Origin of the sequence: Paenarthrobacter aurescens (assembly GCF_041549525.1) — a bacterium.
Taxonomy (GTDB): domain Bacteria; phylum Actinomycetota; class Actinomycetes; order Actinomycetales; family Micrococcaceae; genus Arthrobacter; species Arthrobacter aurescens.
In genome coordinates this window covers 3914503-3930011 of record NZ_CP157456.1, presented here as the reverse complement: position 1 = coordinate 3930011, position 15509 = coordinate 3914503, and the positions used below count along the sequence as shown (strand labels likewise).

General features: G+C 60.4%; 17 protein-coding genes. 6 read left to right on the top strand and 11 right to left on the bottom strand.

Annotation, left to right across the window (positions count from 1 at the left end; translation table 11 throughout):
- Positions 1 to 5: 5 nt before the first annotated feature.
- From ABI796_RS18230 to ABI796_RS18210, 5 genes are all read right to left on the bottom strand, one after another.
- Positions 6 to 230: a helix-turn-helix domain-containing protein gene (locus ABI796_RS18230; protein WP_141285998.1), complete on the bottom strand. Its 225-nt coding sequence runs from the start codon at positions 228 to 230 to the stop codon at positions 6 to 8.
- A gap of 89 nt (positions 231 to 319) precedes the next feature.
- Complete coding sequence (locus ABI796_RS18225) at positions 320 to 1261, bottom strand: restriction endonuclease (protein WP_218028025.1); 942 nt, start codon at positions 1259 to 1261, stop codon at positions 320 to 322.
- The gene (locus ABI796_RS18220; protein WP_170224978.1) at positions 1261 to 2433 is read right to left on the bottom strand and encodes a restriction endonuclease subunit S; all 1173 of its coding nucleotides are present in this window, start codon (positions 2431 to 2433) and stop codon (positions 1261 to 1263) included. The genes ABI796_RS18225 and ABI796_RS18220 overlap by 1 nt, the downstream gene beginning before the upstream one ends.
- Positions 2430 to 3926, bottom strand: a complete 1497-nt coding sequence (locus ABI796_RS18215) for a class I SAM-dependent DNA methyltransferase (protein WP_141285996.1) — start codon at positions 3924 to 3926, stop codon at positions 2430 to 2432. Before ABI796_RS18215 ends, ABI796_RS18220 begins: the two co-directional genes overlap by 4 nt.
- Before the next feature lie 96 nt (positions 3927 to 4022).
- Positions 4023 to 5126 carry a thermonuclease family protein gene (locus tag ABI796_RS18210; RefSeq protein ID WP_170224977.1) on the bottom strand — a complete coding sequence of 368 codons (1104 nt, stop codon included), beginning with the start codon at positions 5124 to 5126 and terminating at the stop codon, positions 4023 to 4025.
- Between the two features lie 237 nt (positions 5127 to 5363).
- On the opposite strand from ABI796_RS18210, the gene ABI796_RS18205 reads away from it, so the two are divergent.
- From ABI796_RS18205 to ABI796_RS18190, 4 genes are all read left to right on the top strand, one after another.
- Positions 5364 to 6641: a hypothetical protein gene (locus tag ABI796_RS18205; protein ID WP_141285992.1), complete on the top strand. Its 1278-nt coding sequence runs from the start codon at positions 5364 to 5366 to the stop codon at positions 6639 to 6641.
- An 11-nt stretch (positions 6642 to 6652) separates the two neighbouring features.
- Positions 6653 to 7159, top strand: coding sequence for a hypothetical protein (locus tag ABI796_RS18200; RefSeq protein ID WP_141285990.1), 507 nt, complete (start codon positions 6653 to 6655; stop codon positions 7157 to 7159).
- A 91-nt stretch (positions 7160 to 7250) separates the two neighbouring features.
- Complete coding sequence (locus ABI796_RS18195) at positions 7251 to 7856, top strand: hypothetical protein (protein WP_246095884.1); 606 nt, start codon at positions 7251 to 7253, stop codon at positions 7854 to 7856.
- Between the two features lie 186 nt (positions 7857 to 8042).
- A complete protein-coding gene (locus ABI796_RS18190; protein WP_141285986.1) occupies positions 8043 to 8504 on the top strand; it encodes a DUF3817 domain-containing protein in 462 nt (153 codons plus the stop codon).
- Between the two features lie 188 nt (positions 8505 to 8692).
- Here ABI796_RS18190 and ABI796_RS18185 read toward each other — a convergent pair whose 3' ends face one another.
- From ABI796_RS18185 to ABI796_RS18165, 5 genes are all read right to left on the bottom strand, one after another.
- Positions 8693 to 9307 (bottom strand): hypothetical protein, encoded by a 615-nt coding sequence (locus tag ABI796_RS18185; protein ID WP_303446782.1) that lies wholly within the window; start codon positions 9305 to 9307, stop codon positions 8693 to 8695.
- Positions 9308 to 9638: 331 nt separating this feature from the next.
- On the bottom strand, positions 9639 to 10307 hold the full coding sequence (locus ABI796_RS18180; protein WP_170224983.1) for a DUF6318 family protein: 669 nt from the start codon (positions 10305 to 10307) through the stop codon (positions 9639 to 9641).
- A gap of 116 nt (positions 10308 to 10423) precedes the next feature.
- Positions 10424 to 10801, bottom strand: a complete 378-nt coding sequence (locus ABI796_RS18175; protein ID WP_018779945.1) for an RNA-binding S4 domain-containing protein — start codon at positions 10799 to 10801, stop codon at positions 10424 to 10426.
- A gap of 154 nt (positions 10802 to 10955) precedes the next feature.
- On the bottom strand, positions 10956 to 12059 hold the full coding sequence (locus tag ABI796_RS18170; protein ID WP_141286324.1) for a sulfite oxidase: 1104 nt from the start codon (positions 12057 to 12059) through the stop codon (positions 10956 to 10958).
- Between the two features lie 164 nt (positions 12060 to 12223).
- Complete coding sequence (locus tag ABI796_RS18165; RefSeq protein ID WP_141286326.1) at positions 12224 to 13258, bottom strand: aldo/keto reductase; 1035 nt, start codon at positions 13256 to 13258, stop codon at positions 12224 to 12226.
- Positions 13259 to 13507: 249 nt separating this feature from the next.
- Between ABI796_RS18165 and ABI796_RS18160 the strand changes: the two genes are divergently transcribed.
- Positions 13508 to 13999: a flavin reductase family protein gene (locus ABI796_RS18160; RefSeq protein WP_141286334.1), complete on the top strand. Its 492-nt coding sequence runs from the start codon at positions 13508 to 13510 to the stop codon at positions 13997 to 13999.
- Positions 14000 to 14047: 48 nt separating this feature from the next.
- On the opposite strand, the gene ABI796_RS18155 is transcribed toward ABI796_RS18160, so the two are convergent.
- Positions 14048 to 14893: a hypothetical protein gene (locus ABI796_RS18155; protein WP_141286337.1), complete on the bottom strand. Its 846-nt coding sequence runs from the start codon at positions 14891 to 14893 to the stop codon at positions 14048 to 14050.
- A 187-nt stretch (positions 14894 to 15080) separates the two neighbouring features.
- On the opposite strand from ABI796_RS18155, the gene ABI796_RS18150 reads away from it, so the two are divergent.
- The gene (locus ABI796_RS18150) at positions 15081 to 15485 is read left to right on the top strand and encodes a YchJ family protein (protein ID WP_246095898.1); all 405 of its coding nucleotides are present in this window, start codon (positions 15081 to 15083) and stop codon (positions 15483 to 15485) included.
- Positions 15486 to 15509 lie beyond the last annotated feature (24 nt).

Below are 15509 nucleotides of genomic sequence, written 5' to 3'. Positions count from 1 at the left end.
GGTATTCACCAACGTATCGCGCCCGTTTCGCTGTCACGTATGGCGATCTCGAAACCGAGAGCTTGGAAAACGTCCATGAACTTCGACGTCTCCACCGACGCCTTACCGGATTCAAGGTCGATGACAAAGGTGCGTGAGACGCTGGCGCGGCGGGCCAACTCGGCTTGAGACCAACCTCGCTCTTCGCGCAGCTCACGTACAAGGGGCCCGGCCTCGCGGACTGTGCGCAATGGAAGCTCCTGTCGCCGTACGGCAACTTCTGCGAATGTCGCCGTACGCCGACTTTAGCATGTGTTGCCGTACGGCGACAGTGTTTGATTTATTCGAAGAAGTCTTCGTCCAGTTCCACGACGTCGTAGCTCTGCTTCACCTGCACTCCGACCCGGTACTTGATCATGAGACTGACAAGGCGAGCGCCGTCAATCAGAATTGTCCGGGTGCCAACACTGCCTGCATAATCCTTCGCGCCTTGTGAAAACCTGCTGGTGGTGATGAAGACGCCCTTGGAAGCAGAAAAGCCGTGGAGCGCCCCTACGAATGCTTGGATGGCTTCGCGGCCAACGGCGTTGTCTGGGCTGTATCGTTTGGCCTGGATGTAGACGCGATCCAACCCAAGCGCATCTTGGTCTATAACCCCGTCAACGCCACCGTCACCGGTGCCACCGATACGTCGACCCCGCTGCTCAGCACCCCCGTATCCCATCTTCAGCAGCAGCTTCACCACAGCGTCTTCGAAGAAGTCCGGATGTTCTTCGTGCAGCCGTCTGAGCAGCGATGCTCCCACTTCGTCTTGGATGCGATTTATCGCGTCCTCGATCTGCTCCACTGGTTCCAGTTCGTCCGTAGCTGCGAGGCCGGTCTCTTGCGCAACCTGCGTGGGTGCGACTTGACCATCGGCTTTCGGCCAATACTGCGCAAAGATCGTGTGTGCCTGGCTGTAGTTGATTCCCTGAGGATTGTCCAGAAGCCACTGCCTGCCTGCATCCGTGATGCAGTAATACCCCTTTACGGGACGGTCGATCCAGCTTGCCCGTGTCAGGTGGCTTAGGACCCAGCCCATACGTTGCTCGTAACGTAGTCCGCCAGAGTTCAGGGTCTCCTCGCGAGCGCCTTCCGACAGACCGGCTTGATCCGCAGCTTGATGGAAGAGCTCCTTCCGGTGAAGCGTCTGTCCACCAGATAGGGCTTGGAGAACGGGCACGATGAGCGCTGGCCAAATCGGCACCTCGGTCGAGGGCGCCTGGGCCGCTGATTCGGTCACTAGAGTTCTCCTTTGAACGCGCGGTTTTGGAGCGACGCGAAGAGCGCGTCCAGTTCCGCCAGGTGCTTGCGGTGAGTTTCCTTCAAACGCTCGACGGCGGCAACTCGGGTTGCGAAGGTCTGCTGCAGTTCGAGTGGGGGGACTGGGATTTTGACAGTTGCCAGCTTGCTCTTAGAAATGTTTGACATTGAAGCAGCGGATCCACCGGCCAGACGCTGAACGGATGCTCTTTGAGTTGGGTAAGCCATCACGGATTGAAGGTACTCAGGGTCAAGCTGTGTCCGGTCTCGGATGTTCAACCTAAACACAAGATCCGGAATAAGGAGCCTAGGTCGTGTGCGACGGACTATGGCCACGGCCGCAACCAGCTTCGGCGTGTTCTTTCTAGTGAACAGCACGTCCCCCGGACAAACCTCGTTAGCGGTTTTCGGTTTCGAACTGATCAGAGCTTTATTTTCGGAATCGATGTAGGTCTGGCTTGTGACAGCGCTAACCTTGAGAATGCCCCATTCATCGGGGGTGGCAGGACGGTCTTCCGAGACCGGGCTGGTTCCGCTATCGATCGACGCCAAAAGTTCCTCCAGCCGCTGACCATCTTCAGCTTTGCTGGGGTCTCCGAACATGGAATGGAAGATCGACTGGATGAGCGCATCCAGGTGGGCGATGGCGCGGCGGCGCTTGGCGCGAAGTTCGTCGGCCTTGTCCAAAACCGCCGCAATCCGCCGTTGCTCCTCTAGTGGAGGAATTGGAATCCTGATGGCCGCCAGCGACGCCTTGTTGAGGGTCCCACCCATCGCAGCGCGATTTGCTGCGCCCGTATGATCCATTGACTCCAAAACACGAGAGAGGTACGTAGAATCCAGGCGAGAGGAGTCCTTCACAGGAAGAGCTGCGATGGCTTCATTGGTTGCCATGCGGGTTCGGGCTATCCCGACTTTACCGATGGACAGTTTGAAACTCATGAGTACCGTCCCGGCCTCAACTATTCGAAGTTTGCATTCCTGCATCGCATCAGATGTAACTCGTTCTTTGGTGCGTAGGAGGTTTCTGCCCTGATTCATGTCTGCAATTGATAGCCATGGCAGGTCGCCTGCCCAGAACCGTGGCTCACTTCGCGACGGCGTTCTGCCAATAATGATGTCGCAGACATCGGCTAGCTTCGCGGCCTTCACTTCAGCAGCTCCCGCAGCTCGTTCATTCCCTCAGTGATCTCGGCCTCGAGCTCATCGAGCGCTGCCAAGATTTCCTCCGGGGCAGCATGGGCGACCTCTTCGTACTCGATCTCCTTGTACCTGTTGAGTGAAAGGTCGTAGTCGTTCGCCACGATCTCCGAAAGCGGAACACAGAAGGACTGCTCCGTGCGCGCCCGCTCAAGTTCCGCCGTCGTGCGCTGATTCCAGCGTGAGAGGACGTCCTCAAGGTCGGAAGAGCCGAGCGGCGTGCGTTTGTCGTCGAGGCTGAAGCCGTCGGACTTTACGTCGTAGAACCAGACGTTGTCCGTGCCGCCGGAGTTGGTCTTTGTGAAGAAGAGGATGGCCGTGGAGACACCGGCGTAGGGCTTGAAGACGCCGGACGGAAGTTTGACGACGGCGTCGAGCTTGTGTCCCTCCACCAGTGTCTTGCGAAGGGACTTGTGTGCGCCGGTGGAGCCGAAGAGGACGCCGTCAGGAACGATAACTGCGGCCCGGCCGCCTGGCTTGAGCAGCTTGATGAACAGTGCCAGGAAGAGGAGTTCGGTCTTCTTCGTTTTGACGACGTTCAGCAGCTCCTTCGACACATTCTCGTAGTCCAAGCTGCCGGCGAATGGCGGATTGGCGAGGATGACGTTGTATTTTTCTTCCTCGATGGAGTGCAGGTCGGCAAGTGAATCGCGGTAGGAGACGTCCGGGTTCTCGACCCCGTGGAGGAGCATGTTCATGGAACCGATCCGAAGCATGGTGGAGTCGAAGTCGAAACCGTGGAACTGCTCGTGGTGGAAGAACTTGCTCGTCTCGTCATTGGTGAGGAGGTTGGCGTTGTTCGTGCGGAGGTATTCGCCGGCCTGAACCAGGAAGCCGCAGGTGCCGGCGGCTGGGTCACAGATGGCTTCGAGCGGCTGGGGTGCTGTCATCGCGACCATGAGGTCGATGATGTGCCGCGGGGTTCGGAATTGTCCGTTGGTACCCGCCGACGCCAGCTTCGACAACATGTACTCGTAGAGATCGCCCTTGGTGTCGCGACCCTCCATGTTGATGGAGTCAATGACATCCACCACCTGCTTCAAGACACCCGCGTTCGGGATCTTGAACTGCGCATCCTTCATGTGATGGCTGTACGTGGAGTCCTCCCCATTGGACTGTTTGGTCAGCTCAGTGCGGAGGAACGGGAAGATGCTCTGCTGGAAGACTGTAAACATCTCTGTTTGGCCGAAATCTTTGAACTTCGACCATCGCAGGTCCGAGTAGGGGCGGCCCTGAGGATCGACGCCTTCGGGGAACATCGCGTTCTCAATCGGCTCGCCCAGGAGGTTGGCCTGTGCCTCTGCCCGTGTGTGGTTCTCGTCGAGGCGCTTGAGGAACAAGAGGTAGGTGATCTGTTCGATGACTTCCAGAGGGTTAGAGATACCGCCGCTCCAGAACGTATTCCAGACTTTGTCTACTTGGGACTTAATTTCACCTGTGATCACTCATGCGAGTTTAGTGGCAGGGGCGGACACTCACTGACTCTCGTGCGAAGCAAGCCCGGCACGGCAGATCTGCGGTGCCGGGCTTGCTTGAGGGCGTCAGCAGGGACGCCAGGTTTTCCCTCCAGGCGCGTAGCACCGGGGGCCGGTGTAGCCGGGCGCTGGGTTCGCCGGAGCTACCGGGGCCGGTGGCACGTACTGCTGCGCCGGCGGAGCATACTGCTGAACTGGCGGTGCAGCCGGGATGTTGCGGATCCGCTCAGCTTCGGCTGCTGCTGCAGCGGCCCGTGCCTGCTCTGCTGCGGCAGCTTCGTCGGCAGCCTTTTTTGCAGCTGCTGCGGCTTCCTCAGCGGCCTTCCTGTCAGCTTCAGCCCGGGCGGCAGCGGCCACGCGCTCCTCCTCGGCCTTCTTTTCCGCAGCCGCGAGTGATGTTTGCTGATCCTTCACCTTGGTCAACGTGTTTTCTGCTTGAGTGATCCGTGTTGTCAGGGCGGCCAGTTTTGACCCTGCCTCAACTGACTCGTAGGCCGCCCAGACGATTGATTGCTCGGTATCCCTGGCTGCGGAAAGTAGATCGCGAGCGGCTTTGGCCGTGACAAGAGCGGCCGCCAAGCCTGTTGCGGTGGTGCCAGCTGCTGCGGAGGTGGTTGCTGGCGCGGCGTTTTCGGCGGCCGTCAGTGCTTCCGATGCTGCCGCCAGCTGTGCCGGGAGTGTGCATTCAATGGTCTCGGCGAACAGCCCGGCTTTGGCGGTTCGGGCTTCCTGATAAGCGGCCTCAACCGGAGGGAGGAACTTTCGGTTGTCGCCTACCACCATTGGAACGCCAAGCCCTCGGCGGGCGATTTCGGCATTGACGAGCTTGTTACTGGCATTGAAGACCCCTGCCAGAGTTCTGCCGTATTTGTCATGGCGCTCGACGTCGAACTCCAGGCGAACCTTACTGCCCACCGGAAGGACTTCTTCCAGATGGTCCGTCGCCTCTGGGCCCAGGCATTCCGTGGGCTTGTTCGGATCCTTGGTTTCCGGCGTATTGATGTTCAAAAGACGGATGGTCTGATCGATGTTGTTAATGGACACGACGACGGTGTCCCCGTCAATCACCCGAACGACAGTTCCCGAATCGGCGTTAGCTGCCGTGGCGACGGCCCAGGATGTGGCCGCGAGTACCACCGAAGTGGCCGCGGCAATTGCTAGCTTCCGCACGGTGTAGAGCCTTTCGTGGAAGTAGCGTGAGTTGGACGGTGGCTGTGGGGCAGCCGGAATTGGGTACGCAAATAGTCCCCCTATTTATGCGAATACTTAGAGTGATGAAAATGTAGATTACTTGAAACTGCAAGCTCTCCCTCATTGCTACGCCGTGAGCGCGTCAAGAATGGCGCGATCGAGGTAACCGAGTGCAGAGGCACCAGTCCTGTCAGACCTATATGTGAAGATGTGGCTATGGAAGAAAAAGCCCCGGAAATCGCCATATGCGTTGATGGAGAGTCCGCCCTCGTGGCGGGTGACCCCACGGCGATCGCCGAGTTGTTCCGCGTTATCGACGTCCCGGAGACGTCCACCTCAAAGTTGGGCTCTGCTGTCGCAGACATGTTGGCTGCAGCTTCAGGCTTGGCTGGTGCGAAGGAAGCGGGACCGTCTGCACTATCTGGCAACGCGTTCACGATGACTTCAGAGTCGTTCCAGCGCTATATTGAACTAGCCGGCCAAACTGCAAGTAAGCCCGGCGTGGTGGCGGGGTTGGCTCGTACATCCGACGGTCGCATAGACACCGTTCTGGAGTTCGTGAAGACTTCGCCCCTCAAATCCTTAGCCGGAGGAAACCTTCCCGTGCTCGCGGCGTGCCTCGCCATCCGCACGGCCATTCACAGTCTTGAGACGTTGATGGAGTCGGTTGACGCCAAGGTGGATGTGCTCATCCGTGACAACCGCCATGAGGCCATGGGCAACATTCAAGGTACTACACAAATCCTCGATAAGGCGTTCGGATATTTTGAGGAAACGGGCACAATTACCAGTACATTGTGGGATCAGGTGGCTGGCCAAGCAGTAAGTCTTGCCCAGGCCCACGCTGTTGCACTCAACCACATCGATTCGCTCACTGATGAGCTTGACGCCAAGGATTTTAGTGTCCGTCTGGCCAATGCCAAGAAAGCGGCCAACGGAGACCTTCAGCATTGGCTTATTATCACGGCGGTCACTTTGACGAATGCGGTGCGGCTGGATTCATTGGAGATCGTCCACGCTGAAACGACGCTCAAGGACACGGCGCATGTGAAACATGTGTTCGCCGCCAAGGACACACGTCTGGAAATGACCCGTTCGAAGCTTCAGCGACTTGCCGATGTTGCCGCCAAAGCTGTGAATGTCAGCGCCCTTACACGGGTCGCAAATCCCATTGACATGCCCAAGCTATATGGCGCCGTCGAGGAGCTGCAGAGGCTCTTGGCCGTGTTTGCCGCCAACTTTGGCATGCCGGAAATGAGCGCCGTTGAGCGATCGAAATGGAACCAATCTGTACTTAGCCTGGGACAACAGGCCGGCCAGGCGGTAGCAGGGGCGGTTACTGCGGCTGCCGGTGGCGTCGCCGCTGCTCCCAAGGCAATCGGTGGAGGCATTGAGGACCGAATTCTCCAAGTGGCGCAGGGCATCGAAGGCCGCAGAAACGCCCATGCAGAAAATGACCCGGCATCTGCCGATTCCGTAGTTGAAAAGGGTTAGTCCTTATATTCATGCTCTTCACCAAAAAGTCCCTCACCGAGGACGGGTTCACCGGATTCCGGCCCCTCGACGAACTCGATCCCATGAGGATTCCCCAAGGCCCCGGCGTCTTCGCGATCCTTCGCCCCGCCGAGTTTGAGCCCGTGTTCCTCAGCAAGAGCGCTGCCGGCACGTTCAAGAAAAAGGACCCCTCGCTCAAACGCGACGCCCTGGAATCCGAATGGGTGCCCGAAGCTTCGGTGCTGTACATCGGCAAAGCCAGCGCTGGAAGCCAAGGCAACCGCGGGCTCCGCAAACAGATCCAGGAGTTCCTTGACTACGGCCGCGGACGGCCCACTGTGGTGTGGGATGCGCGGCTCATCTGGCAACTCCGCGACGCTTCGGATCTGATCATCGCGTGGAAGGAATTCCCGGCTTCCGAGGTCAACGCAGCCGAGGCCGCCTATCACGCCGGCTTCGTGGCCGCCCATGGACGCCTTCCGTTCGCCAACCTTGTTCAGGCCCGCACAAAGAAGTAAACCCGGCGCCGGCTACAAGCAGTACGACGGCGGAAGCCGAGTGCCTCCGTCGGCCTCCCGCTCGCTGTGCGTTCGGCGCATAATGGCAACCATGACGGCCGTTGTCTCCCATGGAAGCAAACCTCATGAAGCCCGCATCACTGTGGAGGTGCCCGTCCTTCGCGTAGGGGCTGGGCCTTCGGACTACGAGGGACTGAACCGGTTCGTCCAATCCCTGCGAAAGCCCCAGGGATTGCATATGACCTTGCTGCACATTGGCATTCTGGATGACCTGGGCAGGGACATTGCTGCCTGGACCAAGGGGTTGTCGCCGTCGGAGAAGACACTTCCGGAGATCGCCAGTTGGTTGACCGAGTTGCCGGTGCTGCAGGGTTTTCTTGGGAAGTCGGACAAGCTGATCCCTCTGGGTGGCGGCCGTCTGATGGGACTTGAGGTGGACGTGCCGCAGGAGGTTCACGACTACCAGGCGCTGTTGGTTCAAGGCCTCCACGTACTCCTTGATGATCTTGGCCTGGACAACATTGACGACTTCATTCTCAGCTCACCGGCACTCGGCTACAGGTCACCCCGGTGGTTGCCCCACATCGCGGTGGGCAAGGCTCGCACCCGCCACGAGCCGGAGATGGAGATCGATCCAGTGGCCATCGAATTCGGAGACTCGCAGATCCGGAACCGGGAGGCGCTCCCGCTGCCGTGACACTGCGGTTGCTGCGGTTGCTGCGTCACGCCCGACAATCTTTTGGCCCGCACGACGACGGTCTTCCGCGGCTTCTCGGGTCGCGGCCACCACAGCTGCTTCTAAAGGTTGCATGGCCTGACACCAGGGAATTTCTACAGTCACGGTAAATTGGAGGAGACTCCCGCTCTCTACCTGAGGACTTCCATGCAGCCCCGCACCTTGTTCCGTACCGTTGCTTTCGCCGAGGCCGTGACATGGACGCTGCTGTTGATCGGACTGTTCCTCAAGTACGTCACCCGCACCACCGATGTTGGTGTGAGCATTGCCGGTGGCATCCACGGTTTCGTCTTCCTTTGCTATGCCGCGACGGCTGCGTTCACTTGGATCAACCAGAAGTGGTCCACCCGGACGGGCCTGCTCGCCATCGGTTCAGCCGTTATCCCCTACGCCACCATCCCCACGGAGAAGTCGCTCGACCGCCGAGGACTCCTGGCTGGCGACTGGCGCCTGGCTGCTGGAGGGGAGGAACCCCGGGGCGGCTTCGAGAAAGCCCAGGCCTGGGTTCTTCGGAACCCGATTCTTGCCGTAGTTGTCACCCTCGTTGCCGTGGGCGCCGTCTTCAGCTTCCTGTTGTTCATGGGCCCTCCAGGTACCTGGTTCTCCTAAGCTTCAATCGGTGGAAAGCATCGGTTCTTCGGAACTGGTGCTTTCTCCACTTAAGGCGATGGATCCCTGACTTCATGAGCCTCCACCACCCACTTTGAATCTTGAAGGGCCTGGACTCGCCGCCTGCGTGGTGTCCGCCGGGCGATCCGCCTTCGAAGTGGGTGGTGGCGGTACGTGAGGCCGTCCGGCTATCCGGTCTCTGCTCCGGGGCAGCCCCAGGAGTTGGGGTTTTCCTGGCAGGTGTCGGCGACGAGTGCTTTTTCGGTTTTCCAGACGTGGATGGTTGTTGGTGGTGTGGTGATGTTGAGGTTTCCGTTGATGGGTAGTGGTGGTCCGTTGTTGACGGAGTAGGTGCCGGTGAAGCTGGTGGTGACGGTGGCCGGGTAGTTGCCGGTGTTTGTGTAGTTGTGGCTGGTGCGGGTTTGGTTGGTGAGCCATTCGGTTTGTGGGATGGAGTAACCGGCGGCGGGTGTTGGTCCCAAGGTGGTGCCGTCTCCGAAGGCGTAGGTGTAGTTGGTGGGTGTGGCGGTGAGGTGGACCTTTTGGCCGAGGACGGTGAGGTCGAAGGTTTGTTCCCCGGTGGTGGTGTAGAAGTTGGTGGGTCCGCCTTTGAGGGTGTGGGGGAATGGTTGGGCTTGGAGGGTTCCGGGGTTGACCGGGAGTTGTTGGAAGTCGGTGAGGACCCGGGCGGCGATGTCTTCGAGCACGTTCCCGGGCTCGGGGTCATACAGACACGCTGGCTTGCCGTCGACAGGCTGCCAATCGGTGAACGTCGGGTTGGTAATGCCCTTCGGTGCTTGCATCCAGATGACCGGTGAACCCTTCTCGCCATCAGGTGTTGTTGGCGGACACTCAAGCGCCAGACACCCCATCTCCCGAGCACCCGGACCGCCAAGGGTGCAACGAAGGTCAGGCTTGTACTGATAGGGATCCTCGGCTGCGGAAGTACCCCCGAGGGTTGGAGTCGACTTCCCGGTTACCGGATCAAATGACCAGTTCGCCTCCAAGTCGACGCTGCCATTCGAGTCGTTCAAACTAATCCACTCATCGTTGGTCGCGGCAACACTCGTGCTGGAAATGGTCAAAACGAGTAAGGCTGTAAGCGGGAAAGAGAACGCGTACAGGCGCGTTCGGTCAGCGAATGACACCGGTGTCCACAACCTTCCACGCGGTTTCGAACTCAGCAAGGATCACGAAAGTGTCGTTGGTGGCTGCGTCTGAGGGCCGCCCTTCTGTACCGTCCGCGTTGTAGTAACTAATCGCATCCTGTATCACTTGGGCCCTTGACAGGTGGGGGCTAGTGTCAGCATCCCAATCCATTTCAACGGTTGCTAGGTGTAAGGTTCCGCCAGCTATCCAACGACCGTCTCGATAACTATCGACTGCTGCTTTCTGCATGTGGCCACATAGTTGGCATCCTGTTGAGCTGAGCGTAGAGAGAACCGAGAGCTCACCAGTTTGATTTGCGTAATTCTTGACCGCATACCAGTACCCGATAAACGCCTCCAGCCCCGCCTTCGAGTTCTCTTTCGCCAGCTCCGGCATCACGGGAACGGGCACGTTCTGGGCTTTACCGGACGCGTCGGCGGGCTTGTAGACGGCGGGCGGGGCAACCGGAGTAGCCGAGGCCTCCGGAGCCGAAGCGCTCGAGGTGGGCGACGCCGTCGTCGAGCTTGTTTCTGACGGGGAGCCGCCCGGTGCCGAGGCGGCCTGGCAACCACTGAGAAGGACCACGGCCGCAAGGCCGAAGGCAGCCGTCCGGACGTGAACGGTACGAGAATGGGCAAACGAAAGGCGTGACATGACAGGCTCCCCGGAAGCTGCTTGGCGGTGTGGCGGCCAGTCTAAGCAGAGGGCCATGGAGGAATCACGTCAGAATCGGGGCCCTGTGGATAAGTGTCGTCGCGGGCACCAGGAGGCTAGCCCCGCAGTTTCTCCATATCCCGGCGGTCCTTCTTGGTGGGTCGGCCGGCCCCGCGGTCGCGTTGAGGGAGCCCCAACTTGGGAGCAACCGGACGCGGGGGAGTGTGGTCAGTGAAGCAGTGCGAGGCCGCTTCGGCGCCGACGCGCTTGGCGATGAGCCGCCGGACCTCCAGGATCCGTTCCCAGCCGGATTCCCGGACGCGGATGGTGTCGCCGATGATCACGCTTTGCGAGGCCTTGACCGGGTTTCCGTTGATGCGGATATGCCCTGCACGGCAGGCGGCCGTGGCAGCGGAGCGGGTTTTGTAAGCACGGATCGCCCACAGCCAGGCGTCGACTCGGACGTTGGCTGGGGATGAAGACGGGATACTCATGATTGGAACGAGTCTAATCGGGGCGGGGCAGGCTGGCGAGGAACCTGGAAGCCTGCGAGAACGCGGGGAAGCCACCGAAATCGCTGGAGACTTCCGGCGAACACGCACCGTTCCAGCGATCTGGGCCCGCCCAAGGAACTGGCGCGCCCAGGAACTACCGCACCGTCACCTGCACCACCTGCGCCATGTTGTTCCCGATGCCCTGGTAGTTCCACACCTGGTCAGTGGGCTGCAGCGCGCCCGAGGTATCCATGGCCCGGCACCGGAGAACGTGCTCGCCGGGACTTGCCACCCACACCATGGACCACGCCCGCCAGGCAAAGTCGCCCAGAGCAGGTTCAAGATGTGCGGGCATCCACTCGCCGTCGATCCCCACCTCCACGCGCTCCACCTCGCCGTGCCCGGACCATGCGCGGCCGTGCAACATCACGGGACCGGCATCCACCACGCGTCGTCGGGTATAGAAGTCCGGAATTCCGGGCGGAATCATCAGGGAGCGCACGCGAATGTGGGAGACGGGAATCCCCGGCCCGTCTGGTCCCTGAAGATAGTGGTACGCGACCGCCTGTTGGAAACCCATGAACCTTGACGTCACAGCCTCGATCGACGTCAACCACTTCACGCTCGCCATGCCATACCACCCCGGAACCAGCAGTCTGAGGGGGAACCCGTGCTGGATTGGCAACGGGCTGCCGTTCATGGCGTAGACCAGCATGACTTCGGGGTGCATCGCTTCGGCCACCGAAAGGCTTCGCGCATAGGGCTCTTCGACGCCGCCCTGAATGCCGGCGTCGGCACCGGTAAAGACAAGCTCGACGGCGTCACTTGCCAGACCTGCTTCCTCCAGCAGGGGTGCCAGCGGGGTTCCGGTCCACTCCGCCGTGCCTACAGCGCCGAGCACCCAGGGTTGGCTGACGGGACGGGGCTTTAGCAGTGAGCGCCCGTTTCCTGCGCATTCAAGGGTGACGGGCATGGTGACGGCGGGCCGGGCTTTGATGTCCTCGAGACTCAATTCGAGGCTCCGATTAACAGCGCCGCCCAGTCGCAGCCGCCAGGTATCGGCGGAGACATGCGGGATGTCGAAGTGGATGAGCAGGTAATGCAGCCCGGCCGGCGTGATGTCGTCCTGCAGGGCTTCAAGCGGCATGGAGTGATTGCGCCCGGAGAGTTGCAGTTCTTCGTGGGTCAGCGGACCTTGGGTCGGCTGCCCGGGGTTGGCGTCCTGCGTTGCTCTTTGTTTGACGTGGTGTTTGGACATGGGACGGCGGCGTTCTACTGGAAGCTAAACGCTGCGGAGCGCCGCAGCACTTAGGTCAAGGATCACGCCGCGGCCGGAGCTGCGTCAATAGCCCGTTGTGGGGCCTGCTTTGCGCGCCAACACGGGGACGCGGGGCGCAAAGCGGGACTCACAACGGAAGGGGGTTACCGGCGTCGTAGTTCCGGGTACTCAAGGTGGGGGGCAACAGTGCCAGCGTCGCGCTCCAGGAAGTTCACGGCCGGTGCCACGATGTCATCGATCTCATCCAAAATGGACTCGCTGAGCACCACATCCGCGGCCTTCAAATAGTCGGTGAGGTGATCCTCTGTTCGCGGCCCGATGACCACGCTGGTCACCGCGGGATGATTCAGAGCGAAAGCAACGGCAAGCTGAACCAACGTCAGCCCATGCCGGGCAGCAAGCTGCGCAAGGGCGTCGGCTGCATGCAGTTTGCCCTGATTGAACGGTGCATTCACATCAAAGCGACCAGGAACGGCGGAGAAACGCGAACTCTCCGGCTGGCCCCCGCCCACACGGTAACCGCCGGCCAGCCACCCGCCGTCGAGCGGTCCGTAACTCAAAACCCCGACGCCGTACTGCTGGGTGATGGGGAAAACGTCCCGTTCGTTGGCACGCACCAACAGTGAGTAGGGAACCTGGTCCACCACGGGCGGGGTCAAGTGGTTGGTGTTCGCGATCCACTGCGCCTCCACAAGCTGGGCAGGACTGAACACGGACGTGCCGTAGTACAGGATCTTGCCCTGCCGGATGAGGTCGTTAAGGGCTGTGATGGTCTCCAGCAAATCCGTGTTGTAGTCCGGACGATGCGCTTGGTAGAGGTCAATCCTGTCCGTGTTCAGGCGCCGCAAGCTGTCCTCCACAGCCCTGACGATCCACCGGCGTGAGTTGCCCGCGTGTGCCGGGTTGGAGCCCATCTGGCCGTGGAACTTGGTGGCCAGGAAAACGTCGTCGCGACGGCTGTGGATGGCCTGCCCAACCACGGTTTCGGCTTCGCCCTGCGAGTAGATGTCTGCGGTGTCAACGCTGGTGATACCGGCGTCGAGGGCAGCTTTGATGATGCGGATGCTCTCGGCAGGACCCGTTGGCGCGGCGCCGGTGCCGAAATTCAGCGTGCCCAGTGTGAGGGGGCTAATCAGGGCGCCAGTGCGTCCAAGCGTTCGTAGCTCGTTGAGGCTCATGTCGGCTTCCTGTGGTGAAACGGTGCGGATGTTCAATCGAGGCTACACACGGCCACCGGAGGCATAAACGCAAATGGTAGAAGTTCTTCGTTTTTCGTCTTGCGAGGTAATGGAAGAGGCCATACTTCGCGATATTTCTTGACACGCGGCAACACAAATGTCTTTCGAATCAACAAATATTGCCGTTCCAGGATGCAGGTGAATCATGGAAAAGGAACTCAGGCAACGCACGATTTAGGGGACACCGGAATGACACAGACCACAGTGGAAGAAACGGCGGCCATCAAGGCGGCATTCGCGCAATTCCCGTCTGGAGTTGCAGCCTTCAGCGCCATGGTGGATTTCACGCCGGAGGCCCTGGTGGCATCGTCCTTCACGGTTGGCGTTTCACTTGAACCGCCACTGGTGATGTTCGCCGTGCAGAATTCCTCCACCACCTGGCCGAAGCTCCGCCAAGCCCAGCGCCTGGGAGTTTCGGTGCTCGCGGAGGGCCAGGAAGCTGCGGCGCTCCAGCTGGCCTCCAAGACGCGCGACCGTTTCGCCGGGCTGGACACCAGCGTGAGCGACTCAGGAGCAGTGTTGATCGACGGCGCAGTGCTGGGTTTTGAATGCGAAGTTGTTTCCGAGACCCCGGCCGGAGATCACGCCATTGTTGTTCTCGAGGTCAAGGCCACCACCATCAACCTTGAAACCAAGCCCTTGATCTACCACGGCGCGGCTTTCAGGCAGCTCGCAGCGTAGGCCACTGGCAGCGTAGTTGCGTGGGCGGCTTAGGTACGCGGAGCTGACTTAGGAGTTGCGGCTGGCTCCGCTGAGTGAACCTTTTCGAATCGGGCTCGGAGACTTTCCATTCTTGGAAGTGTCCGGGCCCGATTTCTTAGCCCCATTCCCCAAGGCCGGGTTCTTGGAATCGCCGGCCTGTGCTGGTCCGTGGTCCGGCCGCTTGGGCGGGACGTCGGGACGCTTGGGTGCCGGAGTTTTTCCATGGGGAGGCGGAGTGGGCTCGTCGAGGTCGCGGACAGTGACCTTGATGGCCGGAGGTTGTTGCGCTTTGGCGCGTGCGGCCGCCCTTTCGTCCGCTTGTGCCACAGCATCAGCCCAGTCCTTGGAGAGGACGGGTGGTTCCTTGGCGGCTGCAACAACAATCGGGTGGTGGGCGGTCTGATGTTCCACCACTGATTTGACCTCAGCAGGTTTGGGCAGATTTCGGGGGTCTACTTTGGCCTTCCATGCGCCGTCCTTAAGCGCAGAAGACGCACCCGAGATCCGTCGCCGGGTGCCACCGAAAAAGTCTCGCTTTGGAGCGGCAGCCGGCGCGGCAACAGCAGCCGATGCGCCAGCAGCGGCCGGCTCGGCATCAGCAGCCGGCTCGGCAACAGCAACAGGTGCGAGGTCGTCCTCGGCCGCCAGATCAGGCGCCCGCCCAGGGTGCTGGGGCAGGTGAACTATGGGGGTGTTGGCCTTCTTGGGGAAGATTCCCACCAGGGCCAAGAGGATGATGGACAGCAGCCGTCCAACTCCAGCGATCACCAGAGTGATGATGACGATCAACATGAGACCCAGGAACATGACGACAGCGAGTCCCAGTGTCCCCAAATACGTCAGGTTGATGGCGAGTGTTGTCGGATCCTCCACGTTAGCCTCCCCTGGCCGTCGTTTTGTGATGCGCCCAATGCCCACCCAGCTTGCATATATAGCCTAAGGTCCAGCACCGACGGAATCACGTCCCGCCCCACCCTCCGGCAGGGTTGTTTCGAAGCTGTTATACGGCGTGGGAAAATATGTTGCCCAGCTCTCATTTTCAGCCTCAGATTGGGATCCCGTGACCCCTGATTCAGCCCGTCTTCGCAACGGCGCCTGCCCGTGCCTTTCCGGTGAGCAGTACCTCGATTGCTGCGGACGCTTCCACCGTGGCGATGCCCACGCGCCAACCGCTGAGCAATTGATGCGCTCCAGATATTCGGCGTTCGTGGTCCTGGAGCCCGCCTACCTCCTGCGCACCTGGCACCCCTCCACCCGGCCGGAATCCATGGACTTGGACCCGGACATGCAGTGGCGCAGGTTGGACATCGTTTCCACCACCAATGGCGGCCCCTTGGACACCACCGGGACGGTGGAATTCGCTGCGCACTACAGGCTCGACGGCGAACGCGGCGTCCAGCGCGAAATCAGCCGCTTCGTCCGGGAAGACAAGCGTTGGTTCTACGTGGACGGGGACGTTTGTTGAGCGCGCTCCTTCCCACTTGCCTCC